The 25612-nt window shown below is 70.8% G+C and carries 18 protein-coding genes and 4 pseudogenes; 13 read left to right on the forward strand and 9 right to left on the reverse strand.

The genetic code is table 11. The annotated features are described in order from the left end of the window. Nucleotides 1–6: 6 nt before the first annotated feature. Nucleotides 7–933, reverse strand: a complete 927-nt coding sequence (locus OG747_RS42115; RefSeq protein ID WP_405884607.1) for a pyridoxamine 5'-phosphate oxidase family protein — start codon at nt 931–933, stop codon at nt 7–9. After that, a complete protein-coding gene (locus OG747_RS42120) occupies nt 930–1628 on the reverse strand; it encodes a hemerythrin domain-containing protein (protein ID WP_405884608.1) in 699 nt (232 codons plus the stop codon). Before OG747_RS42120 ends, OG747_RS42115 begins: the two co-directional genes overlap by 4 nt. Nucleotides 1629–1790: 162 nt before the next feature. Here OG747_RS42120 and OG747_RS42125 point away from each other — a divergent pair, with 162 nt between their 5' ends. The 6 genes from OG747_RS42125 to OG747_RS42150 all read left to right on the forward strand — a co-directional run bounded on the left by OG747_RS42125 (nt 1791) and on the right by OG747_RS42150 (nt 9827). Beyond that, the gene (locus OG747_RS42125) at nt 1791–5135 is read left to right on the forward strand and encodes a BTAD domain-containing putative transcriptional regulator (RefSeq protein WP_405885980.1); all 3345 of its coding nucleotides are present in this window, start codon (nt 1791–1793) and stop codon (nt 5133–5135) included. A gap of 385 nt (nt 5136–5520) precedes the next feature. After that, nucleotides 5521–6741, forward strand: coding sequence for a PAS domain S-box protein (locus tag OG747_RS42130; RefSeq protein WP_405884609.1), 1221 nt, complete (start codon nt 5521–5523; stop codon nt 6739–6741). Next, the gene (locus OG747_RS42135) at nt 6738–7124 is read left to right on the forward strand and encodes an STAS domain-containing protein (RefSeq protein WP_151474892.1); all 387 of its coding nucleotides are present in this window, start codon (nt 6738–6740) and stop codon (nt 7122–7124) included. The genes OG747_RS42130 and OG747_RS42135 overlap by 4 nt, the downstream gene beginning before the upstream one ends. Next, nucleotides 7121–7549 carry an ATP-binding protein gene (locus OG747_RS42140; RefSeq protein ID WP_405884610.1) on the forward strand — a complete coding sequence of 143 codons (429 nt, stop codon included), beginning with the start codon at nt 7121–7123 and terminating at the stop codon, nt 7547–7549. Before OG747_RS42135 ends, OG747_RS42140 begins: the two co-directional genes overlap by 4 nt. 22 nt (nt 7550–7571) lie before the next feature. Next, a complete protein-coding gene (locus OG747_RS42145; RefSeq protein WP_405884611.1) occupies nt 7572–8606 on the forward strand; it encodes a SpoIIE family protein phosphatase in 1035 nt (344 codons plus the stop codon). 39 nt (nt 8607–8645) lie between these two features. Further along, nucleotides 8646–9827, forward strand: coding sequence for a PAS domain S-box protein (locus OG747_RS42150; protein WP_405884612.1), 1182 nt, complete (start codon nt 8646–8648; stop codon nt 9825–9827). Between the two features lie 451 nt (nt 9828–10278). On the opposite strand, the gene OG747_RS42155 is transcribed toward OG747_RS42150, so the two are convergent. From OG747_RS42155 to OG747_RS42165, 3 genes are all read right to left on the reverse strand, one after another. Further along, nucleotides 10279–11868 carry an oleate hydratase gene (locus tag OG747_RS42155; protein ID WP_405884613.1) on the reverse strand — a complete coding sequence of 530 codons (1590 nt, stop codon included), beginning with the start codon at nt 11866–11868 and terminating at the stop codon, nt 10279–10281. A gap of 484 nt (nt 11869–12352) precedes the next feature. Next, a complete protein-coding gene (locus tag OG747_RS42160) occupies nt 12353–12934 on the reverse strand; it encodes a hypothetical protein (RefSeq protein ID WP_405884614.1) in 582 nt (193 codons plus the stop codon). A 517-nt stretch (nt 12935–13451) separates the two neighbouring features. Continuing rightward, entirely contained in the window at nt 13452–13829 is a 378-nt protein-coding gene (locus OG747_RS42165) for an STAS domain-containing protein (protein ID WP_405884615.1), read from the reverse strand. A gap of 186 nt (nt 13830–14015) precedes the next feature. Here OG747_RS42165 and tnpA point away from each other — a divergent pair. After that, nucleotides 14016–14426, forward strand: a pseudogene (tnpA, locus tag OG747_RS42170) (IS200/IS605 family transposase). Here the strand turns inward: tnpA and OG747_RS42175 are convergent. Continuing rightward, nucleotides 14422–15120, reverse strand: a pseudogene (locus OG747_RS42175) (CBS domain-containing protein); the annotation flags it as partial. The pseudogenes tnpA and OG747_RS42175 sit on opposite strands and share 5 nt — an antisense overlap. A 1056-nt stretch (nt 15121–16176) precedes the next feature. Between OG747_RS42175 and OG747_RS42180 the strand changes: the two are divergent. From OG747_RS42180 to OG747_RS42200, 5 genes and pseudogenes are all read left to right on the forward strand, one after another. Further along, entirely contained in the window at nt 16177–17280 is a 1104-nt protein-coding gene (locus OG747_RS42180; protein WP_405884616.1) for an ABC transporter ATP-binding protein, read from the forward strand. A 492-nt stretch (nt 17281–17772) separates the two neighbouring features. After that, a complete protein-coding gene (locus tag OG747_RS42185; protein WP_405884618.1) occupies nt 17773–18678 on the forward strand; it encodes a universal stress protein in 906 nt (301 codons plus the stop codon). A gap of 26 nt (nt 18679–18704) precedes the next feature. Continuing rightward, nucleotides 18705–19583, forward strand: coding sequence for a universal stress protein (locus tag OG747_RS42190; protein ID WP_405884619.1), 879 nt, complete (start codon nt 18705–18707; stop codon nt 19581–19583). 315 nt (nt 19584–19898) lie between these two features. Beyond that, a pseudogene (locus OG747_RS42195) lies at nt 19899–20495 on the forward strand (MGH1-like glycoside hydrolase domain-containing protein); the annotation flags it as partial. A 91-nt stretch (nt 20496–20586) separates the two neighbouring features. Next, nucleotides 20587–20967 carry a hypothetical protein gene (locus OG747_RS42200; protein ID WP_405886121.1) on the forward strand — a complete coding sequence of 127 codons (381 nt, stop codon included), beginning with the start codon at nt 20587–20589 and terminating at the stop codon, nt 20965–20967. Between the two features lie 488 nt (nt 20968–21455). On the opposite strand, the gene OG747_RS42205 is transcribed toward OG747_RS42200, so the two are convergent. Further along, on the reverse strand, nt 21456–22013 hold the full coding sequence (locus OG747_RS42205) for a hypothetical protein (protein ID WP_405884620.1): 558 nt from the start codon (nt 22011–22013) through the stop codon (nt 21456–21458). A 105-nt stretch (nt 22014–22118) separates the two neighbouring features. Here OG747_RS42205 and OG747_RS42210 point away from each other — a divergent pair, with 105 nt between their 5' ends. After that, on the forward strand, nt 22119–22367 hold the full coding sequence (locus OG747_RS42210) for a hypothetical protein (RefSeq protein ID WP_405884622.1): 249 nt from the start codon (nt 22119–22121) through the stop codon (nt 22365–22367). A gap of 884 nt (nt 22368–23251) precedes the next feature. Here OG747_RS42210 and OG747_RS42215 read toward each other — a convergent pair. Continuing rightward, the gene (locus tag OG747_RS42215) at nt 23252–24001 is read right to left on the reverse strand and encodes an SDR family NAD(P)-dependent oxidoreductase (protein ID WP_405884623.1); all 750 of its coding nucleotides are present in this window, start codon (nt 23999–24001) and stop codon (nt 23252–23254) included. Nucleotides 24002–24228: 227 nt separating this feature from the next. Then, nucleotides 24229–24825, reverse strand: a pseudogene (locus OG747_RS42220) (DNA cytosine methyltransferase); the annotation flags it as partial. Nucleotides 24826–25612 lie beyond the last annotated feature (787 nt).

Consider the following 25612-nt stretch of genomic DNA (forward strand, 5'->3'; position numbering starts at 1 on the left):
AACAGCTCAGGCGCTGCTGTGCTGCCGTACCGATGCCGCGAGTGCTCTGAACTCGTCCCACTGCACACGGGGGCGGTCAAGGCCGCGCCGTTCCAGATAGCGGGCGGTGGCGCGCCGTGTGCTGCGCAGGAGGCGGATCGCGTCGGTCGGGCGTCCTGTGCCCATGGGTTCCACCACCTTGGTGGGGACCAGCAGCCACCCGCCGTCCGTGGCCTCCAGGGTGCCGCGGACAAGGGCGTTGTGCATGTGGTTCAGGTGCTGGTCGTGCCGGTGCACCAGCAGGGAGGCGGGTCCGGCGGTCGTGGCGCAGTCGGTGGGCACCTCAACCGCGAAGCCGTTGCCGGTCGGCACGGGCCGGGTCCGGGCGAGCACCGGTGCCCCGGAGGCGTCGCGCGCGGCGAGCACCGCCGAGGGAAAACGGGCGAGTTGGGCGGCGCCCGGCAGCGCGTGCTGTCCTTTCGGGTCCTGCGGGGGCGTGGCGAGGAGCGGCGGCCGTACGGCGACCTGGTCCGGGATCACGGTGATCAGCAGCCGTAGGTAGTACCAGTCCATCAACCGCCGCAGGGGAGCGGCGACGTACGCCTTGCTGTGCGGCTGCCGTTCGAAGAGCATCCGCCAGTAGTCCTCGGCGCCCTGGGGGCCCGTCATGACGGTGTCGGGGCACTCGGCCCGGCCGCCGACGAAGATCTGCGGGGCGTGGTCGAGTCCGCTGCCGGTGGGATCGGAGAAGAGGAGGGCGACGCGGCCGTCCCGGCGGATGTTGAGCGCCTTCTGCGCGAACGCGAGGGAGGTGCTCAACAGCAGTGTTCCGTCCTTCTGCCGCCGCACCGCGGTCGGCCAGGCCAGCGGCGTGCCGTCGCGGCCGAGGGTGACGAACTCGCAGGTGCGGTAGGCGTCCAGGACGTCGAGCGGCGCGGAGTCGAGAAGGGTCACCGGCCCCGCTCCCCGTCCAGTGGGCCGCGCATCGCCCGACAGGCGGCGGCGTACTGGCGGCGGCCCACTGCCTTCCACAGCAGCCGGCCGACCAGCGGGGTCCGGCCGAGGAAGTAGTCCCGCTCCTCGGGTGTGGCGTCCTCCAGGATCGCGCCGAGGGTGATGAAAAGTCTGTTCCTGGGTACCCGTTCCAGTCCGCGGCGTCCGACCAGGTCCCACTCGGCGACCGTCAGATGCTCGGCGACCAACGGAAGGACCAGCCGCTCCTCGTCATCGAGGTGTTCGAGCAGCACATCACGGTGCTGCTCCAGCGCCAACGCCAGTTCCTCCCCGGCGAGTTGGTCCGCCGCCCGCTCCCACGCGGCCGTCCATTCGGCTACGACCGTCAGGCCCACGTCGATGCGCTGGTGCTGTTCCTCCATGCGGGCGACCAACTGGGCGTCTGCGGCACGGTCGTGCAGGTGCGGCCAGATGAGGTCGTCCTCGACGGAGTGGTGGCTGTGCAGTCCCGCCACGTACTCGCGCAGGTGTTCCGCGACCTTGGTCGCGCGTGCCGTGTCGCCGTCGGGGACGGCTCGTACGAGTCGGGGCAGATACGCCGACTCGCGGCGGAAGACCCGGTGGACCACGATCATCTCGTGGGTGTACGGACGTTCGGCCGTGGGAAGTTCGTCCGTCGTGCTGCTGGGGGACACGCTTGCTTGCTCCAACGATCAGGTACCGGCAACAGCCTCCTAGGGTGCCGCTGCCTCCTTGGCGTCTGCTTGGCGCCCCACTTGGGGCTGATGAGCACCGCGTTTATCGTCTGTTGACGGGCCGGACCAACGGCTCCGGTAGATTCGCGTCGCGTGCTGCACATTCGAGTCCTGGGTTCGCTGGGCGCTGATGTCGGGGGTAAGCCGGTCGAACTGGGTGCTCCGCGGCAGCGGGCCGTTCTGTCGCTGCTGATAGCCGCCCGCGGTAGCGTCGTGCCGGTCGACCGGATGGCGGACGAACTGTGGCGGGGAGCGCCGCCGGTGAAGGCGACGGCCTCCCTGCACGCCTACGTGTCCAACCTGCGCCGCTCCCTCGAACCGGGCCGGCCACCGCGCACCCCGGCGACCGTGCTGGTCACCGCGCCGCCCGGTTATGCCCTGCGGCTGCCCCGGGACGCGGTGGACGCCTGGCGCTTCGAGACCTGGGTGAACCGCGCCCGTCACGCCCAGGCCGAGGAGGCCCGACAGCTGCTCGCCGAGGCGCTCGGCTGGTGGCAGGGTCCGGCCTTCGCGGAACACGCGGACGAGGCATGGGCCGAACCGGAGGCGGCCCGTCTGACCGCCCTCCACACCGAGGCCCGCGAACTCGCCGTAGCGGCCGACCTGAACACCGGCCGCCCGGCGGAAGCGGTACCGGCGGCCGAACTCCTGGTCCGGGAAAGCCCGTTGAGCGAGGAGGGCTGGCGACTGCTCGCCCTCGCCCAGTGGGCCTGCGGACGGCAGACCGATGCGCTCACCTCACTGCGTCGTGCCACTCGGGTGCTGCAGGAGGAACTCGGCTGCGATCCCGGCCCGGCACTGGCCGAGTTGGAACAGGCCGTGCTCGCCCGGCGGCTCGATGTGCTGCAGGCATCCATGTCCGGGCCTGCGCGGGCCGTGTCGCCACTCGCTCCGTCCGTTGACGAACCTCCAAGGCCCGGGCAGAACCTCTTCGTCGGCAGGAGCAGTGAACTGCGTGCCTTGGACGCCGCCGCACGGGCCGCCCGGTACATCGGCGGCGTCATGCTGGTCACCGGCGAGGCCGGCGCGGGAAAGTCCGCGCTGCTCGGCCGGCTCGGCGGCCGTCTGCAGTCCGGCGGCTGGAGGGTGGTGATCGGGCGCTGTCCGGAGTACGAGGGTGCGCCACCCGCCTGGGCATGGGTGGAGGTGCTCGGTGCGCTCGCCCGCGACATTCCTCCGGCGCAACCCGAGGAACTGTCGGCCCTGCTCCTCAAGCCCCAGCACGTGGCCGCCACGAGCCGCGACGAGGTGACCGCAGGACGCTTCCGGATGCACCGCGCGCTCGCCACCTGGCTGCGCGACGCGGCCGCTGAGTGTCCGCTCGCAGTCGTCCTGGAGGATCTGCACCGCGCTGACAGCGAGACGCTCGCCCTGCTTGAAGCGGCAGCCTCAGTCACTGGCGTACCCCTGCTCACCGTCGCGAGCTACCGCCCTGCTGAGGTGGGTGAACACCTCGTCAAGACCCTCGCCCACCTCGCCCCCGCCGCCCCCTACCGGGTCGCGCTGCGCGGCCTTGCGACCCCGGACGTAGCCACCGTGGTCGACGCCGTCTGCGGGGAACCCGTGGACACGGTCACGGTGACAGCGCTCGCCGAACGCACCGGCGGCAACCCGTTCTACGTCCTGGAGAGCGCGCGCCTGCTGGCCAGCGAGGGTGCCCTGGTCGCGATCTCGGACGTGCCCCAGGGAGTACGCGACGTCCTGCGCCGGCGCCTGGCTCTGCTGCCCGCCCGAGCCCGTTCCGCCGTACAACTCACCGCCGCCGTGGGCCTGGAGGCCGAAGTGGCACTTCTGCTCGACGCGGCCGTCGCTCACGAGGACGAGGTACTGGAAGGACTCGACGCCGCCATCGCCGCGGACCTTCTGACCGAGTCCGGCCCTGGGCGCGTCCGATTCGTGCACGCCCTGGTCCGCGACACTGTGTACACCGACCTGTCCGGCGTGCGACGGTCCCGCCTGCACGCCCGCATCGCACAGGCGCTGCGCATTCACCGCCCCGACGACTTCACCGCCCTGGCCCACCACTTCGCCCATTCGGGCAGCACCGCGAACGCCCCTCTGGCTGTCGACTACGCGCTGCGCGCGGCCGAGGTGGCAGAACGGCGCTACGCCCACGACACCGCCGTAGAACTGATCCAGCAGGCGATCGAGGCGCACACCACAGCCTCGGGCGATCTCGACACACAACCCGACCGCACGGTCGGCCTGTTGGTGCGGCTGCTCGGCGCACAGGTCCGGGCAGGCTCGACGGACGCGGCCCGGCGCACCCGGCAGCAGGCAGTCGAACTGGCCGAAGAGACAGACCGAGGCGACCTGGTCGCGGCGGTTTTCGGTTCCTGGATCGAACCCTCCCCCTGGCACAGCAGGCTGGGAGACTCCTACGACCCTGCCCTGCTGGCCCGTCTGGAGAAGCTGGCGTCCAATACGGAGCTGGACGATCCCACACGTGCGGGTGTACTGCAGGCTCTCGTCGACGCGGTGGCGGTCGAGGATGCGCCACGGGCCATCGAGGCGGCGCGCACGCAACTGAGGCTCGCCCGCGCAAAGGGCGAACCGCGCCTGCTGGCAGCCGCGTTGATGACGTCCGCCAAGCTGCTCCCGCACGAGGCGATGGGTGACGAACGGAGACCGCTGGTTTCCGAACTCCGCGAGCTCGCCCGCGCGCACGACCTCCCTGCCTACCGCTGGGTCTGCCAGAACCTCGATGCCATGACCGCCGCCACCCTCAATAATCCGGCCGCGGTACGCCGGCACACCGCTGAAGGCCTGGCGCTCGCGCAGCGCTACGGAATGGTGTGGGCACAGGGCATCAACACCGCGACCTCCGCCATGCTGGCGAGCATCGCGGGCCGGTTCGAGGAGGCGGAGTCCCAGTACACCGAGGCCGCCGTCCTGCTGCAGCGCGTCGGATCACACCAAGCCCAGAGCCTGAGAACGCTAGGAGTGATCACCATCCGGCTGGCCCAGGGCCGCACGGCCGAGATCGAGCCCGTGATGCGCGGCGTGTACGAGTCCGTCGGGGCCCCCGTCGGGGTGGCACTCGCCCTCGTTTTGGCCCGCCTCGGCAGACTTGACGAGGCGCGCGCAGTGAGCTTCCCCGCAGAGCCTGTGACCGACCACCTCTACGGTATGGAACTCGACTTTCGCTCCCAGCTCGCTGTCCTCCACGACGACCTGGAGACCGCGGCAACTCTGACCGAGCACTTGCTGCCACTCCGGCAACAGCTGGCTGGAGCAGCCGGCGCGGTCTACGCGACCCGTCCCCTCGCCCACGCCCTCGCCGACCTGTACCGGCTCCTCGGCGAGGAACAGGCCGCGGCCGAGAACTACGCACTGGCCGAACACACCGCGCTCACCTGGGGCTCACCCCATCTCGCCGCGAGTGCATGCCGGGCTGTTGCAGAGCTGTCTACAGAGCGGGCGCGGCGGCGGACCTTCGCGCCGTAGGGGGTGATCTGCGTGTTCGGGAACATCTTCGGCGTAATCGCCTACGTGGTGTACGACCGGGACGCCGACCGATGACCGTCGCCGGAACCCAGACTTGCGGACCAGGCCGCCCGTCCCCGGGGGCAGGCGGAGTGCCCCCTGTGAGTCCTGAGAGATGGCCTTCGGGTTGCGGCCGGCGCTGTGGACGTGCGCGCGGGACGGCGCCCGGCGCCCCCGTGGTGCCGGCGTCGTGGTCGGCGATGCACGGACCTTGATCGGTGCGGTGTGCCGGGTGTCACGATCAGCTGCGGTGGAGGCCGGGTAGCATCGGCCCCGCCGGGATCAGAGGCGCCACCAGGCACGCTGCCCGGCTTGGGGATGAACGATGCGAAGGGCGGGGCCGGGCATGACGACGCCACCGGAAGGCGACCACGATCCGCAGGCTGACCTGCGGGATCTCGAGGCGATGCTGGACTCGGTCACCGACCAGGCGATCGTCAAGCTGGGGCCGGGCGGGGACGTGGTCCGCTGGAGCCGCACTGCCGAGGCACTGACCGGCTATGCGGAGAGCGAGGTCCTCGGGCGGTCGGCGTCGGTGCTGCACACCGAGGAGGACCGCACCGCCGCCCTGATGGAGCAGGAACTGGAGTCGGCCCGTCAGGACGGGCGGCGGGAGTTCCAGGGCTGGCGGGTCCGCAAGAACGGTGAGCGGTTCCTGGCCCGCATCGCCCTGACGCCGGTGCGCGACGGAGCGGGCGCGGTGACCGGTTTCGTCAAGGTCTTCCAGGACGCCACCGAGAGCGCGCGGGTCGAGTCGCTGTTCCACGGTCTGCTGGAGTCGGCCCCGGACGCCATGGTGATCGTCGGAGCGGACGCGCGGATCGTGCTGGTCAACCGGCAGGTGGAGGCGCTGTTCGGCTTCGAGCGGGCCGAGCTGGTGGGCCGCGAGATCGAGGTGCTGGTGCCGCCCCGGTTCCGCGGCCGTCACGTCGGCCACCGCAACGGGTTCCTCTCAGATCCCCGGCTGCGGCCCATGGGCGCAGGATTCGAGCTGTCCGGGATGCGCCGGGACGGGACCGAGTTCCCCGTCGAGATCAGCCTGAGCCCCCTGGAGACCGCGGAAGGGCGGCTGGTGGTGGCGGCGATCCGGGACGTCACCGAGCGCCGGGAGACCGAGCAGCGCCTCCTGCGGCAGCGCGACGAGATCCTGGAACTGTCCACGCCCGTCATCCAGGTGTGGGACAAGGTCCTCGCGCTGCCGATCATCGGCACTCTGGACACGCTGCGGGCCACCCGGCTGACCGAGGGCCTGCTGGAGAAGATCGCGCAGACGCAGGCCGAGGTCGCCATCCTGGACATCAGCGGGGTGCCCACCATCGACACCCAGGTCGCCCAGCACCTACTGAAGACCGTGCAGGCGGCGGGGCTGATGGGGACGGTGAGCATCATGAGCGGGGTGCGGCCTGAGACCGCGCAGTCCATGGTGCATCTGGGCATCGACATGGGGCGGTTGCGCTCCCGTAACACGCTGCAGGACGCGTTGCAGCTGGCGTTGGCGGTGCTGGCCGAGCGGGCCGGAACCGCGGCGACGGCAGCCCGGGCCCTGACGTCCGGGGGGCCGCAGTGACCGACGACGTGGTTCCGGTCATGAAGATCGGTGACACTCTGCTGGTGGCGTTGCAGGGCGACCTGGACGACACCACGGTGGTCCAGATCGAGGAGCAGCTCACCCGGGAGGTCGCGCGCACCGGCGCGTCGGGCATGCTCATCGACGTCAGCCGACTCAGCGTGGTCGACTCGTTCATCGCCCGGGTACTGGCCAGGATCGTGGCGATGGTCCGGCTGCTGGGCGCGCAGGCGGCCGTGGTGGGGATACAGCCGGCGGTCGCCATCACCCTGGTGGAACTCGGCGTGCAGATGGGGCATCTGGACACCGCGCTCAATGCCGAACAGGGCCTGGCCCTGCTGGAGCGGCTGCGGCGCGCCGACACAGGTACGGGCCGCCTGTGACCGCCGGTGCTGTGACGGACCGGGAGCCGTCCGTTTTCGACATCGTCGACGAGACCGACCTGATCCGGGTGCGCAAGGTGCTGCGTACCGAGGCCGAGGAGGTGGGGCTCAATCTGGTGGACGCGACGAAGCTGATCACGGCCGGCAGCGAGCTGGCCCGCAACATCCTCTACTACGCCACCGGCCACCGCGGCCGGATCAGCGTCGAGCAGGTCTACCGGCAGGGCCGGCGCGGGGTGCGGGCCACGTTCGCCGACGACGGACCGGGCATCGCCGACATCGACGCGGCGCTGACCGACGGCTTCTCCACCCGGGGCAGCCTCGGGCTGGGCCTGCCGGGAGCGCGGCGGCTGGTGGACGACATGACCCTCACCTCAGAGGCCGGAACGGGCACCACCGTGGTCATCGTGAAATGGCAGCGGTGAGACCGATGATGACGACGAGGACGTGGCGGCACTGAGCGAGAGCGAACACCGCCGCCACGGCATCGGCGCCGAGGAGGACGTCGGCGCCCTGCGCCGGGCGGTGGCCAGGCTGGCGGCCGGACAGCACGCGCTGCGCGAGGGCGTGGCCGAACTGGTCGCCACCGAGCTGGGCACCAATCTGCTCCGCCACGCCCTGCCGGGCGGGTATGTGCTGGCCCGTAAGACGGGCGACGGGATCGAGCTGATCTCCGTCGACCACGGCCCGGGGATGACCGCCGCGGCGTTTGGCCCACCGGCCGGGACGGTTTCGTCCGCCGTGCCGCCTCCCTACCGCGGGGGCGGACTGGGTGCGGGGCTGAATGTCGTCCGGCGTAACGCCGTCGAGTTCGACTGGTACTCGACCCGGCGCGGCACCGTCGTCTACGCCCGGCTCGGCAACAGCCCCGAACCGGGCGTGCCGGCGGGGTGGCGTTTCGGCGGGATCAACGTTCCCCTCGGCGGTGACGGCGAGTCCGGGGACGCCTGGGCCGTCGCCCCCGGACGGCCGACGGCCGCCCTGGTCGTCGACGGACTCGGCCACGGCCCGGGCGCCGCCGCGGCGGCCCGCGCCGCGATCACCAGCTTCGAGCACGCCCCGGTCACCGACCTCGATCGGCTCCTCAGGCACACCCACGAGGCGATGCGCGGCACCCGCGGCGGCGTCCTGGGTGCCTGCCTGATCGACCCCGCCCGCCGCGAGTTCGCCTACGCGGCCGTCGGCAACGTCACCGGCCGCGTCGTCACCGGCACCCGGTCCGTGCACCTGCTGGACCGCCCAGGCACCCTGGGCACGCACCTGGCCGTTCCGTCTCTCCGTCTGCAGCACGGCCCCTGGGAGCCGGGATCGGCGCTTGTCCTGGTTTCCGACGGGATCCGCTCCGGCTGGAACCTGGAGGACCATCCGCGCCTGCTGGACCACCACCCGTCGCTCATCGCCGCCGTACTGCACCGCGAGTACGGCCGCCCCACCGACGACGCCACGGTGCTCGTGGTCCGCCAGGTCACCCACATGGCATGATGAGCCGGTTCCCGTCACCAGGCGAAAGGGCGGTCAGACATGGGGGACGTACGCACTCCCCGGACTGTTGACCGTACGGGCGACACAGCCGGGCGGCAGGCCGAACTGGAGCGCCGCGCGCAGCTGGCGGACGAGCTGAGCCAGGAGCTGAACGACACCAACCGCGGCCTGATCGCGCTGCACACCGAGCTGGAGGCGGTCCGGGCGGCCGAGGCCCGGCTCGCGGCCATCGTGGCCTCGTCCGACGACGCCATGATCGCGGTGGGCCCGGCCCTCCTCGTCCAGACCTGGAACCCGGGCGCCCAGCGGCTGTTCGGCCACACCGAGCAGCACATTCTCGGCCAGACGATCGACACGCTCATGACCGAGCCGGCCTTCGACGCCTACCGGGCCGTGGTGGAGCAGATCCGCTCCCACGGGCACGCCGACTCCTACCAGACCCGCTGGCTGCGCACCGACGGCAGCGAAGTCGACGTGGCCGTCACCGTCTCGCCGATGCGCGACGCCGGTGGCGACCTGATCGGCTTCTCCACGGTCGCGCGGGACATCACCCACCAGCTCGCCGCCCAGGCCGAGCTGGCCGCCGCCCGCGCCGCCCGCGAGGTGATGGACGAGCGCGACCGCATCGCCCGGGACCTGCACGACATGGCCATCCAGCGGGTCTTCGGCGCGGGCCTCGCGCTGCAGAGCATCACCGCCCGCATCACCCAGCCCGACACCGCCTCCCGCGTCCACAACGTGATCGGCGAACTCGACGCCACCATCCGGGAGCTGCGCGGCACCATCTTCAACCTCAACCAGCCCACCCAGAAGGCGGCCAGCCTGCGCGCCCAGGTCCTCGACGAGACCACCGCCGTACAGGACCGGCTCGGCTTCGCCCCCACGGTCGAGTTCGACGGTCCCGTGGATGCCGCCCTGCCCGACGAGACGGCCGCACACCTGCTCGCCGTGCTGCGCGAGGCCCTGTCCAACGTCGCCCGCCACGCCCACGCCTCCGCCGCCCGGGTCGCCGTCCGCGCCGGGGACGAACTGCTCCTGGACGTCACGGACAACGGCCGCGGCATCGACCCGGCCGTCACCCGCAGCAGCGGCCTGACCAACCTGCGCCGCCGCGCCGAGAGACTTGGCGGCACGTTCGAGGTGACCAGCCGCGCCGAGGGCGGCACCCGCCTGCGCTGGCGCATCCCTCTCACCGCCAAGGGCTCCTCCCTCACCCCCTGAATCCGACCGGCCCGCACCGGACGGCACGCCCTCAACGTTCAGCGTCACGGGACACCGGCGAAGTCCGGGCCGGGCGCGGCGTGACCGTCAGGTGCCTGCTGCTACCGGTCCTCCTGGTGGGGCTCCTGCCGACCACCGCCGAGGCCCAGCGGGTCAGCGCCCTGATCAGGAGGAGCTCCCGGGCGCAGAAGACCTACCTCAGCGAGCAGACCATCGAGGAAATGCTCCGACACCAACACCCCAGAAGTAGCCTTTCCGCACGAGATGACCCCTTTGGCTCCCTTCCCGGCGCTTCGGCCCGGGCCATGGACGGATGCGGGGGACGTGCCCTCGCGGATGCGCGGCCGACGACCCACGTACGACCGCGGTGCTTCGCCGGGCTGTCCCCCTGGCGCGGGCGCCGTTTCGGGCGGTGACGGCAGAGCCCCTCACCTGGTCCGGGCATCATCCCTCAGCTCAGGGTGGCCTTGAGCACGTCGAAGGCCGTCTTCGGGTCGGCCAGAGCGTGGTGGATGCCGGGGATCTCGTGGTCGTCGAGGCCGAGCAGGCCGTAGACGGCGTGCATCGCGCCGCGCACGGAGTACTCGACCGTGAAGACCACGTCCTCCGGAATCTCCGCGAACTGTCCCAGGAAGGCGAAGTTCGCGGCACCGCGTGGAATGACCAGGGGACGGTCGTGAACGGTGCGCGGGGCGAACTGGCTGGTGATGTAGGGCATCATCACCGGGATGACGGTCGTGGTCGCGGCGACCTGCTCCTCGATGTCGGAGAGGCCGAGGTGGCCGAGGAGTTCGGTGAGGATCTCGCGGCCGGTGGCCTGCGCCATCGGCTTGCCGATGAAGTCGCCCTCCCGGTCGACGAACAGGCCGTAGCCCCACAGCGTGTACACGTCCTCCGGCTGGTCCTCGAAGTGCGGGGCGTGCGGCACCACGATCGACATCAGCCAGTTGGAGTCCTTGAACGTCATCAGCGCGCCGGTGCCGGGGAGATTGCCGGACAACTCCTCGATGCGGTGCAGCAACTGGGGGCTGCGCATGGTGAGCGTGAAGGACTCCCACTTGGCCTCGTCGACGTTGCCGGTGAATGCGGTGGGACGGCCGAAGTCGACGGCCTCGGCGGCGATGGTCTCCCACAGCCGCCAGCCCCCGTCCCGCTTGTCGCGGATCAGCTCGGGCGCGGCGGTGTCGCTGCCGCAGGCGGCGTCGGCGGTCATCGAGCCAATGGTGATCAACGCGTAGTCGATGTCGGCGAGGTCGTACGTGTCCGGCTGCCCGGCGCGCTCGACGTGCAGGCGCCGTACGCGCCGGGCGCCGTGCTCGTCGGTGGTGAAGTCGACATCGGTGACCCGCACGCCGTACTCGAAGCGCACGCCGTGGCCCTCCAGCCAGGCCCTCAGCGGCCGGATGATCGAGTCGTACTGGTTGAGGCGGGTGCGGCGCACCCCGGACAGGGTGTGCATGCGCGGGAACTCCTGCATGAAACGCAGCAGATAGCGCTTGAGCTCGATGGCACTGTGCCAGTTCTGGAAGGCGAAGGTCGTGCGCCACATCGCCCAGAAGTTGGTGTCGAAGAAGTGCGGGGAGAAGAAGTCCTCGATCCGGCGGGCCCCGATGACCGTCTCGGGCAGCATCAGCAGCCGGGTCAGCTCCAGGCGGTCGCGGGTGTCAAGGCCGTAGTCGGAGGCGTCCAGGATCGTGGCGCCCGTGCCGATCAGGCGGGCCTTGGCGTCGGTGGGCCACTTGGCGCTGAATTCCCGGATCTCCTGCCTGACCGACACGGTCTCGTCGGTCAGCGTGGGGATCGTCTCCAGGAGGTTCCACAGGCAGGTGTACGCCTCCTCCTCCAGCATCCGTCCGCCCCGGGTGACGTACCCGGCGCTCTCGCCGCTGCCGTCCAGGGAACCGCCGGCGACCGGGAGCTCCTCCAGGATGTGGATGTGCTTGCCGGGGAAGCCGCCGTCACGGATCAGGAAGGCGGCGGCCGCGAGCGAGGCGATGCCGCCTCCGACGAGGTAGGCGTGGGACTGCTGGGCGTCTGTCATGACGTTCCTCCGTTCTGCCGCCGGGACCTCGCCGGCGGCTCAAAAGTGATCAATAGCCCGCGTGCCGGACGTGTCCGTCGTGAGGCGGCTGCGCGGTGCGCACGGCACGGCGCCCGCGGGATCGAACCGAGTGCGGCGCTCGTAGCGCTGAGTCAACTCGCGGGGCGATGGCGCAGGCAGGGGCCGGATGTCCCTGCCTGTGTGCCGAGGGGCCCGACCTGGGGGTCGTGCCGCGGGCGGCGCCGGCCCGGATCCCGCGGGTGGCCGGGCGCCGCGTTCCGACGTCCGCCACAGCGTGCCCACCCGGGGCGGTGGGCGGGGGTGGCTCGTGCGGGCGGGGAGGCGGACCCGGCCGTCGACGGTGTGCCGCGTCGAGGGGCGAGTGCTGCGCGATGACTGCGTGGAGGCTGTAGCGGGCCGCGCGACAAGGCCGCTCGGCGTAGGTGTGTCGCCGCCTGGCTGCGCTTGGGCAGCCGCGCGTGGGTCATCCGGTCTTGTGGCCCCACTGCGGGCCGACCAGGTCCCACTGCGTGCCCCACCACTCGGTGCGCCGCCGGTCGAGCCGCCACCGTGCGACGGCTCCGGCACCGAAGACGATGCCCGCGAACGCGAGCGCGGCCGAGAGGGCCAGGAGGCCGGCTTCAACAGCCGCTTCCCCCGGGCTCGGCGGCTCGGCGGTGACCTCGCCCCGGCCGTCCGTCCAGACCACGATCCCGGACCCGGCCATCCGCCCGGTGTCCACCAGCGTCATGCCGGTGTGGACGGACCCGTCGGCCTCCGTCCAGCGGACCCGCGCCGCGGCCTTGTCGCCCGCCCCGGTCTCCGACACGCTTTGCGGGACGTCGGCCAGGAGCACAGCGTGCACGGAATGCCGCTCGGCGCGCTGGCGCGCGAACACCTCGTCAGCGGCGTGGGCCGTGACCAGGCCGACGACCGTGCCCCCGACCGCGACGACCGCCCACACGGCCAGCACGATCCACGCTTCGACGATGTCGTCGCGCCGTCGCAGCGGATTGTTCCGCCACCGCCACCGCCACAGCCACTTCCTCGTACGCCCGCCGCCCATCGGCCCGAACCTCCTCCTCGGCATCATGCTCACGAAGCGTGACACTCCAGAGCGTGCTCCGGTATGGGCCGGCCAGGCGGCACCGGAGGGCCGGCCGGGGTTCAACTCGCCGCCGGTGTCGGGCCGTTCGGCCCTGTTCCGCGCACGACCGGAGGCACGGCGTCGTTGCTGCAGCGCGTACGCGCTCCATCGGTGAGGCAGATCGTGCGAGGCGTTGTGGCGTCGGCACAGCAGCCGCCTCCCCTTCTCGGGCCGGCCGCTGCCCTCGCATCTGCGCAACGAACTTGGTGAAGCCACCGGGTGGAGGGCGCATGGTTCTGGTTACCCGACACCCCACAGGCGGAGCACCTGCTGCGCTTGACGGTCAAGGCCGAGCACCACAACCGCATCGACCCGGGCCGCGCGACGCAGAGCAGCCGCCGGACGCAATGAGATCTTGAACCGGGCCCTGAGGCGGGCTCGCCGGGGGCGGCGCTCAATCAAGGGCTCGCCAGTCGCCAGCCCACTGGCCCGGACTTCAGACCGCGACGGCCTCCGGCGTACGGGCCAGCGCCTCGCCCAGGCTGGGGTGGAGCTCGAAGACACCGGTCAGGCCGACGGCGCGCAGGATCCGCCGCAGGCGGACGCTGTCGGTGACCAGCCGCAGCCGGCCGTGCTGTGCCGCGGCCCGGTTCCGTGCCCGGCACAGGACCCCCAGACCGGTGCAGTCGATGAAGGCCATCGAGCGCAGGTCCAGCACCAGATCGGGGTGCGGGCCGGCGGTCAGGTCCTCCAGCCGGGCCGCGAGGGAGGGCGCCGTAAAGAGGTCGATCTCGCCGTGCAGTGCCACGACGGTCGTGCCACCGACGGTGCGTTCCGTGTGGTGGGGCGCGGGCCTTGTGTCGATTTCGGGCATGGTCCGAGACAACAGGCCACGGCGAGGCGAGGGAAGGGCCGACCGGCCCCAGCCGGCCTCGCGGAACGGGCCGACACCATGTTCTGGCCGGGGGCGGCGTGATCCGTGGGCGGGCAGCAGGGCGCGTGCCGTCGGGGTGCCGGATCCGGGTGGATTCGGGGCTGTTCTCCGGCACGGCCGGGACCGATGGCCCCTCTGTCCGCGCTGTCACCGCGCTGGAATCCAAACCCCGATGTGTGTACCGGCCTTCACGTCGTCCACAACCTTCACGCCCATTCGGTGTTCGTCACGAAGTACCGGCGCGGCGTCTTCACCGACGCCATGCTCAACCGGTGCGAAGAACGCCATGCTCAACCGGTGCGAAGAGATCATGCGGGACGTGTGCACCGACTTCGAGGCCGAACTGAAACAGTTCAACGGCGAACACGACCACGTGCACCTGCTCGTGCACTACCCGCCCAAGGTCCAGCTCTCCAAGCTGGTCAACAGCTTCAAGGGCGTCTCCGCCCGCCTGTTGCGCAAGGAGTACAGTGCGCACCTGCGCCGCTGACCGTCGTACGCCAGTACATCGAGAACCAGCAGCGCCCCGTGGGCTGATGCCGTCCGAGTCACGCTGCTCGGGCGGGCGGGTGTCGTCGATGCGGAAGGTCAGGCTGTTGACCACGCCGACCACTCCGTCGACGCGCCACGTCAGCTGGAGCGCGAGGGGGATGTCGCTGCGGTGCTCGAGCCGTCCTTCCAACGTGACCATGCCGTCCAGGACCGAGACGACCACGGTGTGGGGCGGCAGGCACAGGGCGCGGGTCAGGACGTCGTCGATCACGTCCTGGCGGATCTCCTCGGCGGTGCGCAGGAAGACACGCAGCAGGTCGCGGCGGGTGGCGATGCCGATCAGGCGGTCCTCCTCGTCCACCACCGGAAGTCGCTCGACACCGCGCCGCTCCATGATCCGCGCGGCGTCCTCGACGCGCTGTTCCGGGTGCACGGTGATCGCGGGCGTCGACATCAGCTCCTGCGCCCGCGTGGCGCGGGCGACGGCGGCCGTACGGCGCGCGGAGCGGCGCAGCGCCGGCATCCGCAGCCGCCGGCCACGGCCGGGCACGGAGCGGGCCGCCTGGTGGCGGATCAGATCGGTCTCGGAGATCACGCCCACGACCTTGTCGTCGTGGTCGACCACGGGCAGCCCGCTGATCCGGTGCCGGTCCAGCAGCCGTGCCGCGTCCTTGAACGAGGTCTCCCGGTGCGCTTCGACGACCTCACGGGTCATCACCTCGCCGACGGTCCGGCTCATCACACCCACTCCCTTCCGCACTCGCCGTCCGCAGACGGAGCACGACGGAATCTGCTGCGGCGGCCCGCCCGACGGCTTGGAGTCCTGCGGGGCGTGTCGGTCTGCGATCGCATCGGGGGCCGGAACGCACGGGCTGTGTCGGCCGAGCAGCCGTTGCTGTCCCTTGTAGGACTCTCCCGGGGAGCCGGCCCCCCGATGCCCCTTCAGCTTCCCGCACCGCCGTGGGCCGGGGCAGGGGCCGACCGTCCCGTGGGCGGAGGCCGAAGCGCCCCCGGCCCGATGGGCCAGTGCGGGACGTGCGGGACGTGCGGCATGCGGTTGCGCGTCGGCCCGGCAGCGGTGCATGCGGCGGCCGGGACGGTGGTGAGGGTTGTGACACGGTGTGCGGTCGCACGTGACAGCCGCCACCGACACAGCAGGGGGAACTGATCGCCCTCGGTCCGCCGGCCACCACCGGGCAGCCCGCTTCGGCAGCGACCGGCTCCCGCAGCCGGCCGATCGGCCACGGGAGCACAGCGCCCCACGGCTCCGTTCCGAACCGTGGAACCGGTCGGCCCCTTCCGCGGCAGCGGGCCTGCCTGGGCGTCGAGTCCCCAAAAACCTGGGCGGACGACACCGGTCCACACGGCCCGCGGGCCGACGTCGCCCTCGTCATCGGCGCCGACGAGGTCACCATCCGGATTGCCCGCCGTCGATGAGGCAGAGGCCGACCGGCCCCATCCACGCGAGCGCATCGGGGCCCGGGGCCCCGCCCGTGCCGGGCGGGGCTGCACCGGGGCGCTGTCGGGCGTGGACCTTGAGTCGGTCCCGTGCGGGTGCGGCCCCGGCGGGTACGTCGGCCTGCCTCGTCATGGTCGTGGGTGCCGCCTCCGAGGCGGGCCGGGCCGAGCAGCCCACGGCCACGGGTCCACCGGCCCGTGGCCGGGGACCGGTGCGGCCCTGATGCAACGTCATGAGTCATGGCCAGGCTGTGAGTTGTCGAGAAGGGGCCGACTGCAAGGTGGGGTCGGCGCGCTGCCAGGCCTTCGCGGTCGGCGGGGGAGAGGAGTTGCGGTCATGACATCGGTCAGCTTCGAGAAGGCGACCCGCGTCTACCCCACGATGGACCATCCGGCGGTGGACGCGCTCGACCTGGACATCGCCGACGGCGAGTTCATGGTTCTGGTGGGTCCGTCGGGTTGCGGGAAGTCCACCTCCCTGCGGATGCTGGCGGGCCTTGAGGACGTGGACGCCGGGGTGATCCGGATCGGTGAGCGGGACGTCACGCATCTGCCGCCGAAGGACCGGGACATCGCCATGGTGTTCCAGAACTACGCGCTCTACCCGCACATGACGGTCGCCGACAACATGGGCTTCGCCCTGAAGATCGCCGGGATGCCGAAGGCGGAGATCCGGCAGAAGGTCGTCGATGCGGCGAAGATCCTGGACCTGACCGAGTACCTCGACCGCAAGCCCAAGGCCCTCTCCGGCGGTCAGCGGCAGCGCGTGGCGATGGGCCGCGCGATCGTGCGTGAGCCGCAGGTGTTCCTGATGGACGAGCCGCTGTCGAACCTCGACGCCAAGCTGCGGGTCAGCACCCGTACGCAGATCGCGTCGCTGCAGCGCCGTCTCGGGATCACGACCGTGTACGTCACCCACGACCAGGTCGAGGCGCTGACCATGGGCGATCGCGTGGCCGTCATGAAGGACGGCGTGCTGCAGCAGGTCGGCACCCCGAAGGAGGTGTACGAGCGGCCGGCCAACGCGTTCGTCGGCGGGTTCATCGGCTCTCCGGCCATGAACCAGTTCACGGTGCCTCTTGCCCCGGAGGGCGTGCGGTTCGGCGACACCGTCATCCCACTGCCCCGCGAGATCCTGGACGCGGCCGGGCCCCACGCCCGGGAGGTCGTCCTCGGCGTCCGCCCGGAGCACCTCGAGGTGCTGCCAGGCGGCGGCCAGGCGGAGCCGACCGGCCTGCGGATCGCGGTCGACGTGGTCGAGGAGCTCGGTTCCGACGCCTACGTCTACGGCACCGCCCGGTTCGGCGAGGACACCGAGCCCGTGATCCTCCGTGTGCCAGGACGGCACACACCGGACAAGGGCCAGGAGCTGCACGTCGTTCCGCGCCCGCAGACCGTTCACCTTTTCTCGGCAGAGACCGGCCTGCGCCTGGAAGGCTGAACGGCTCCGGCGACACCGAAGGGCCGCGCCCGGGGAGGGCGGCGTCACAGCGCCGCCACGGGACGGCCTCGTGCGGTGACGGTCGCCTACCGAACAGGCGGTACGCGCCGTCCTCCGCGTCGCGGCGTACCGCCACGGCTTCGACGCCGCCGTCGACCTGCTGCCGGGCCTGGCTCGCGCATCCCTCTGCGCCCGCGACGCCCTGTCCGGACGGTTCACTGCGGAGGGTGCAGCTGCCGTAGACGGTGGTGGCGCTGCGTCCTGCAGGAGCGTCCAGGAGCCGGGGCCGGTCTGCGCCGGACAGACGGCCCACTGATGCGGCACCCCTCATGATCGAGTCCGGCTGCCCAGCGGGCCCTGCGAAGGGGGCGGTCCCCCCACACCTGTCGGCCCACAGGGCCCATCGGCCCCGGTCGGGGACCTGCGGCCCCTGCACCACCGGTCCCCGCACCACCACGCTGGCATCGAATCCCCGATGAGGAGACAGAAGCCATGGTCCGCAGTGTTGTCGTAGGTATCGATGGCTCGGCCGAGAGCCGTGCCGCGGCGGAGTGGGCGGCCCGCGAGGCGAAGCGGCGCGGGCTGTCGGTCAGACTGGTCCACGTCTGGGAGGCGGTGCCCGAGCCCCTGGCCCTGGCGCGGTTCCTCGGTGCCGAGACGCGGCAACAGTGGGGCGAGCGAGTCGCGCGCGCGGTGGTCGAAGGGCTCAGGGTACGTCACCCCAGCCTGGACGTGACCGTGGAGCAGGTCGCGGGCCGGCCCGCCGAGGTGCTGGCTGAGGCGGCGAAGGACGCCGAGTTGGTGGTTCTCGGCTCCCGAGGGCTGAGCGGCATCGGCGGATTCCTGGTCGGCTCCGTGGGCCAGGCCGTCGTGGCGGGCGCCGAGCAGCCGGTGGTCCTGGTCCGTGCCGGGGAGCAGGCCGCGGACGGTCATGCGGTGGATCCGTCCGGACTCCCGTCGTCGGTGGCCCTGTCCGGGCCCGTCGTCCTCGGGCTCGACACCGATCACCCCGACGACACGGTGCTCGCCTACGCCTTCGAGGCGGCCGCCCGCCGGGTCACACCCCTGCGGGTCGTCCACGCCTGGAACCTGCCGCCGTACGTCGTCTACGGTCTGCCCGCCGACCCCGAGCTCAACGCCGTGCTGGGCAAGCAGGACGCTGCCACGCTGGCCGAGGTGCTGCACCGCTGGAAGGAGAAGTACCCGGCCGTCCAGGTCGTCGAGGAGTCCCGTTGCGGCAGCCCGGCCGTCGAGTTGGTCGATGCCTCCCGCGGGGCCTCGCTGGTCGTCGTGGGCCGCCGCATCCGCCGCAGCCCACTCGGCGCCCATATCGGCCCCATCACGCACGCTGTGCTGCACCATGCCCCCGCCCCCGTCGCCGTCATCGCGCACGACTGAACGCACACGCAGAAGGAGCAGTAGTCATGAACGCGGAACTTCCCCTGGTGGTGGGCGTGGACGGTTCCGAGGCGAGCCTGCGGGCCGTGGAGTGGGCGGCCGACGAGGCCGTGTTGCGTGGGGTGCCGCTGCGGCTGGTGTACGCCTGCCTGTGGGAGCGCTACGAGGGCGCCGCTCTCGCCCACGACATCGGCAAGCCGTCCGCGCAGGTGTTGCCCCAGGACCTGGTCGGCGCCGCCGCACAGCGGGCGCGTGCCCGGCAGCCCGGTCTGAAGGTGTCGTCCGGCGTGGTGTTCGAGGAGCCGGAGTACGCCCTGGTGCACGAGGGCCGGCAGGCCTGCGCGCTGGTGGTGGGCGCCCGGGGCCGCAGCAGCCTCGCCGAGCTGCTGCTGGGATCGGTCAGCCTGACCGTGGCCGCAAACGCCGACTGCCCGGTGATCGTGCTGCGCGGCAGCCACGACATCCGGGCGACGCCCTCGGGCGGCGGACGCGTCGTCGTGGGCGTGGGTGAGGAAGCGCAGGACCCGGCGGCGGTGCGCTTCGCCTTCGAGGAAGCGCGGCGAAGGGGTGCCGCCCTGGAGGCCGTACGGGCCTGGCGGTGCCCCGCACACGAGACCACCGACCACCCGCTGCTGGCCGACGCCCCCGCCCGGCTGCACAAAGAGCACGCCGAGGACACCCTCACGCAGGCTCTGCGAGACATCCCGCCGGACGTGGAACTGCACCGCCGTACCGCCGAGGGCCTCGCCCGCCGGGTGCTGGTGGACGCCTCACACGGTGCCGACCTCCTGGTCGTCGGAGCCAAACGACGCGAAGGGCACTTCGGGCTGCAGCTCGGCCGGGTCGCCCACGCGGCACTGCACCACGCGGCCTGCCCGGTGGCCATCGTGCCGCAGCCGGCGTGAGTCACAAACCCGCCGCGTGATCGGGGCGTAGGTCTGCAGATCGCGCGGCCGGGCACCGGCCTGCGGACGAGGAGTGGGACCGGGGCGGGCCGCAGCGGGTCGCCAGACCGGCTGCGGGCGGCCGCAGGGGAGCATCGCGCTTGCCTGCGGTCCGCCGCGCGGGCGGGCCCGGGGTCGGCTGTCCTCCCCGTGTCTCTGGTTGTCTCGGGACCTTTCGCGTGTTTGGAGGCGATCTCCTGACGCTCATTCACCCGTGGTGGGTCAGGACGGCGAGGCGTTCTCGCCGTGACCCGATGGGGCGGCGGTCGGCTCGGAGTCAAACCCCCCATCCACGGTTGGGCCCTGGCCTGGCTGCGCCGACGGCTTCCCGAACCCCTGAACCGTGCGGAACTCTCCGAAATCTACGGCGGGTTGCAGCGCTGGACGGACTTCTGGCTCACCGCACGACGAGCACTGGATGCCGCCCTGCCCCACTATCAGCACGGCAACGACAGCGGCTGGGACAACGCCACGACCTTCGATCCCGAGTGTGTGGTCGTCAGCGTCGACCTGGCCGCCTTCCTGATCCTGCAACTGCACGAACTCGCCGCTCTGGCCGAGGAATTGGGCCTCCATGATGAGGCTCACCGCTGGGCCCGTACTGCTGAGGCGACTCAGGCAGCGATGCTGGACGAGTTGTGGACGGGCGAGCGGTTCGTGACCCGGGGCGCCGAGAGCGGTGACACCTGGAGCAGCTCCAGCCTGCTCGACCTGATGCCGATGGTCCTGGGCGAGCACCTGCCCGAGAACGTCAGCAAGAGCCTGGCCGCCCGCATCGAGGCGCACCTCACCCCGTACGGCCTGGCCACCGAGCTACCTACCTCTGCGCACTACGCCCCTGACGGCTACTGGCGCGGCCCGATCTGGAGCCCAGGTCAGCGTCGCCGCTGTCGCCCGCCGGGCGGACGTCTCGCGCACCTTCCTCTACGACAACCCCGAGGCGAGAGTCACCGTCGCCTCGGCCATGGCCGAGGCCGGCGAACGCCGGTCCCAACTGCTCGCCGACCAGGACGGCGAGCGCGAGGCGACCTGGCGCGAACGCGCGCTCAACGCCGAGGACGCGCTCAAGGCCGCCCACGCCGAGATCCTCGCCCAGCGCACCCGCATCGGCAAACTCCTCGGCCAGATCCGCGACTTGCAGGCCGAGTGGACCGAGGAGGCCATCCACCGGAGCACCACCGAGAACACCACGCTCAAGCAGCGTGTCCGCCAGCTCACGGTCGACAACCGCACCCTCGACGAGCGGCTCACGGCCGCTCGCTCCAACCTCCGCTTCCAAGACAGGCGCCTCGCCGACCTGGAAGCCCGCCTCGCCGAGGGCGGCCGTGTCAGTGCCGGACGCTGACCTGCGTGGAGCGAAAGGGGATTCCTCCATGAACGACACCGGAGCGACCGAAGTCCTGGGCCTGAATGACCCACCCTCGCTGAGGATGCTCGCTCGGCTGGTCGGCGCTGTTCCCGCGTCGGACGCACCGACGCGGGAACAGCGCTTTCGGCATGTGAGGTTGACGGCGGCTCAGTCTGTACGCCTGATCCGCCAGAAGCAGAGGCCTGAGAGGACCGCAGCGGCGGCGAGGAAGATTCCCGTCCCGATGAGTTGGAAGGGCCAGTAGCGGCTGTTCGGCTGATAGGTGGCACGGACGTGAAGATCCTGCTTGGCCAGACAGCCGATCGTCTGCGTGTGCTGGCCAGGAGCGAGGATGCTGATGTCAGGCGAGTGGGGCGTTCTTGACAAGCTCTGCCCGGCGTACTGGGCGTGTACTGAGTTCAGATCTTCATCGGGGATTGCAGAGCCAGATGACGGCGGGACGGCGCCCCCCAACCCGTGATCTGTCACCACTCGTCGTAGTCGCCGATCACCCGGAAGCTGCCCACGACGCCATCGTCACCGAACACGCCCCCGTGGTCGGTACGGGTCACAACGCCATTGGTGTCGCTGTGGGGACCCACGGTGGCGACCGGACCGCCGTTGTCACAGCTAAAGCCGCGGAAGACCTCGACAGTCTTCCGGCTGTCATTGAAAACGCTGAAGCTGGTGGAGCCCGGTCCGCTGGCCGCTGTGATGCAGCCCTCAGCGGAGGCGGAGTACGTACGTTCGTTGAAGTAGATCCTTCCCTCTTCCTCATGGCCGTGGCCGTGGCCGCGTCCGCCGCCCTCACGGTCGCGGCCCTCGTCCTTCTCTCTGCTTGCGCTGCCGCCGCCCGAGGGAGCCGCAACGGCAGGAGCGGCTCGTTGGACAGGCCGGGCCGCCCGATGGACGGATACGGCCGCCCGGTGGACAGACGGGGACGCCGGGGTGGATCCGGCGGTCGAGGCGTAGGTGATACCGGCGGCTGCAAGGACCGCCGCGCCTACTCCGGCACCGGCCACAGCAAAGGTACGCGTGGGCATGTCACTTCTCTCTGTCTCACGGACGTCGGCCGTGCGACCGAACTGTGATGAACGTAACGAAAGCTCTTACACCTGTCATTTCGGATATATCCAAGGGGTGACACCATGAGTCCAGCCAGGTGGAAACGCAGCACGCACCGCACGAGTTCGTCTTCGTGGCACGGCTACGAGGTGGAGACCAGGTGGTCCCAGGTGGAGATCGAGCACATCAAGGGTCCGGATGTCCTGCGGAACGGGACCACCGACCCGCGGCGCGTTGACGAGCCCGCCGGCCTGCTCGGCCGGCGGGGACTCAAGTACTCCCTGGAGCTCTACGACGGAGACGGCTCCTTGGTCCGCGAGATCCAAGCGTGAACACTGAGCCGCGCGTGAGGCCCCTGGCACCGGCGGATTCCAGGGGCCTCGTCGTTTGCGCAGCCCGTCAATTAGATTCTGCATCGACGGTCGCGAGGAAGTCGCCAACGCCAAGATTGCGACAGCACTGGAGGAAGACGGCGACACCACATAGCGGTGCGCCGCACATTGAGTGAAGCCGATGCGCTAGCGAGCCTACAGATGGGCCCATTCCGCCGGACGTTCCGGAGGAAAGGGCCCACTGCGCTGTTTTGTAGGGCTGCTGCGCGACCGGTTGCGCATACGTGGCCGCATCGCTCCTGTTTGACGCTTCAGGATCTCGCGTGCTGCTGGAACTGCCCTGTTCCGAGCGGGTTATTGAGGATCGTGCTGTATCGAGGAGCGCTTGGGGTCACTCCTAGGTGTCGACTTCCCCACAATGCAGCGGACCCATGAGGAAGACGAGTGCGGCAGGCATCGCTGCTGTCAGAGGTACGCCCACGCGTGCCGCGCCAGCGAGCGCCGCCGCCGCAGTGAGGGAGCCGACCAGAGGAACCCCGAATTTACCCAGCGTGACACTTCTATCTGCAACTGCTGCCCCCCATAGGTCGACGAGGTGCCACCAGCGCAAGCAATACGGGCGCCGCCTCCACCCCCAGTGGCTTCCAGCGCCGATAGTCCCGCAAGGGGCAGGTACCGTGACGCACGCCCGCAGGAGAAGTTCACCCGTCGATCACGCTTGGTGAATTTTTTCCGCATCCAAGCTAGTTACGCGGGCTCCTGTCGCGTCGTCCGCTCTGCGGCTCACGGTGATCCTGTGGCCGTATTGGCCCCCTCCCGCTGGACGTTCTGGGGACCAGCGCGCAGATGTCAGCCTCGGCGTAAGAAGCTGCGCACGGGCGAGTTCAGATCTGGGCGAGGCCGCCATCGACGAAGAGTTCGGCTCCCGTGGTGAAGGAGCTCTGGTCCGAGGCGAGGAAAACAGCTGCGGCGGCGACTTCGTCGGCACTGCCCATCCGGCCGAGCGGAATCATCGTCGTGAGCGTGTCCGCCAGTTGCTGTTCGCCCTGTGCCGGGCTCCCCAGGCCACGGATGCCGGGCGTCTCGATGGGGCCGGGGCTGATGGCGTTGACCCGGACGCCACGGGGCGCGAGCTCGGCGGCCCAGGTGCGGGCCAGGTTGCGGTCGGCTGCCTTGGTGGCGCTGTAGACGCCCATCGCCTCGAAACCCTTCGACGCATTGATGGAGGAGAGCACGATCACCGAGGCCCCGTCCGGCAGCAGGGGAAGCGCCTTCTGCACGGTGAAGAGGGTGCCCTTGACATTGACGCCGAAGGTCTTGTCGAACTGCTCTTCGGTGATTTCCCCCAGTCGGGCGAGTTCGGCGATTCCGGCGTTGGCCACGACGACGTCCAGCCGTCCGCTGAGCTCCTCGATGGTGGAGAAGAGCCGGTCGAGATCGTCGAGATGAGAGACATCGCTCTGGACGCCGATGGCCCGTTCGCCGATGGTTTCCACGGCCGCGTCCAGTTCGGCCTTGCGCCGGCCGGTGATGTAAACGGTGGCGCCTTCGTCGGCGAACCGGCGAGCGATGGCCAGGCCGATCCCGGTCGAGCCACCGGTTACCAGGGTCACCTTCTCATCGAGCAGTCCCATGATGTCCACTTCCTTGAAGTTTCTCATTTCAGCGCATCTAGGATTTTTCGCTGTATCTGGTAGCGCTGACCCATGCGGCGGGTATTCCTGCGGGTGACGACCCCCGATGGCAAACCGTCGGACTTCGACCACGGGCCCGTAGCTGGTGGGTAGTCCAAACGCCCCTAGAGTCGAACGTGTGAACGATGGCTCGCCGTCCGTGCGGCGGTCCAGGCCCAGCTCGCGGGCCAGCGGGCACGGCCCGGACCGAACAGCGATTCCGGCTCGGCGACTTGGGAGTGCGTGGGCGTGGGTGGCTGCGCCGTACGGACGCGGGAGGCCAGGAGGATCGCCCGCTTCCTGGTCTGCGGAACGCCGAAGTCGGCCGCGTTGAGGATCCCGTACCAGACGGAGAACCCCCACCCGCGCAGGACGGCGGCGTACTGCTTCCACAGCGGCAGGACGTCCGGCACTTCCTCCATGGCGACCCAGTCGGGCTCGCCGACCGTGTTCAGGGCGTACAGGTAGCGCATTGGCTCGGCTGCGAGCAGGGAGCGCTCGTCGCGACAGGCGGCGAGGAGGCGTTCGCGGGTGTCGCGTCCGGCGGCCAGGTCCTCGACCGCCGCGTGCACCAGCGGTTGGTCGAGCAGGCCGAGGCGCTTGCCGGCCATGCTCCACGCCTGGCACGGCGGGGAAGCGATCACGCCGCGGGTGCGGCCGATGAAGGGCCAGGTCGGATACATCGCCACGTCGGTCCGGATGGTCAACTGCCCAGCCGCAGCCCGGGTCTTGCACGCCCACTGGTCCCATTCCAGCCCGACGTCGCGCACGCCGAGGACATGCAGCGCCCTGCTCCAGCCGCCCGGCCCGTTCTGCCGGCAGAGTCTGTGTCCCTCGGCCCGGTGTCGCTTTAAGCGGCGGTTGGGGTGTGGTGGCTGGTAATCACAGCGTGTTGCATTCGATCAGGGGTGACCTTCGTCGTGGTGACGAAGGTCACCTCGCGGGTGTTTTAGGGCGAGGGGACGGTCCTGATCTGCCTCGGGCAGATACACCTGTCTCTAGCAGGTCTTCTCGGTACCAGTGGAGCAAGAATTTCGGGAACCACCGCTGCAGCAAGTTGTTCCGGACCACCCTGCCGGTGATCGGTAAACGCGCCCACGGCCGAGTGAACCGGGTGGGCCGAACGTCGGTCGGCGCCCGGGTGTCTCCCAAGCGATCTTGTGGTCAGGCCAGGGCTGCAGCCCTCATCGTGGGCGTGACGGGAGGCCGGGGTGGCTCTTGTCGCAGACTGAGCTCCGCCGTCCCCTGCGGACGATATCGCCGAGGAAGCTGACCGCATGTTCGGAGCGGGCACGCCGTTCGGCCTTGCGATCGGCTGGAGATCCTTCACGACGGACGCCAGTTCGTCCGTGGACGCGGCGCCGTGGACCGCGGCCAGGCGCTCCTCGAACTCGCCGACGGAGACCCGGTCATCGGTAACGGCGGCCACAGGACGGCCGCGGGCCGCTCGCGGTCCGCGTCGGATGCGCGGAGCGCCTGGTGGCCAGGGAGTGCCCTCGCCGGCGAGGGGCTCGTCGGGCGTGGCCGTGAGACGTCAACGGGTGGGCTCCCTCCCGACGGGTGCAACGGAAC

Source organism: Streptomyces sp. NBC_01384, assembly GCF_045040035.1.
Classification (GTDB): domain Bacteria; phylum Actinomycetota; class Actinomycetes; order Streptomycetales; family Streptomycetaceae; genus Streptomyces.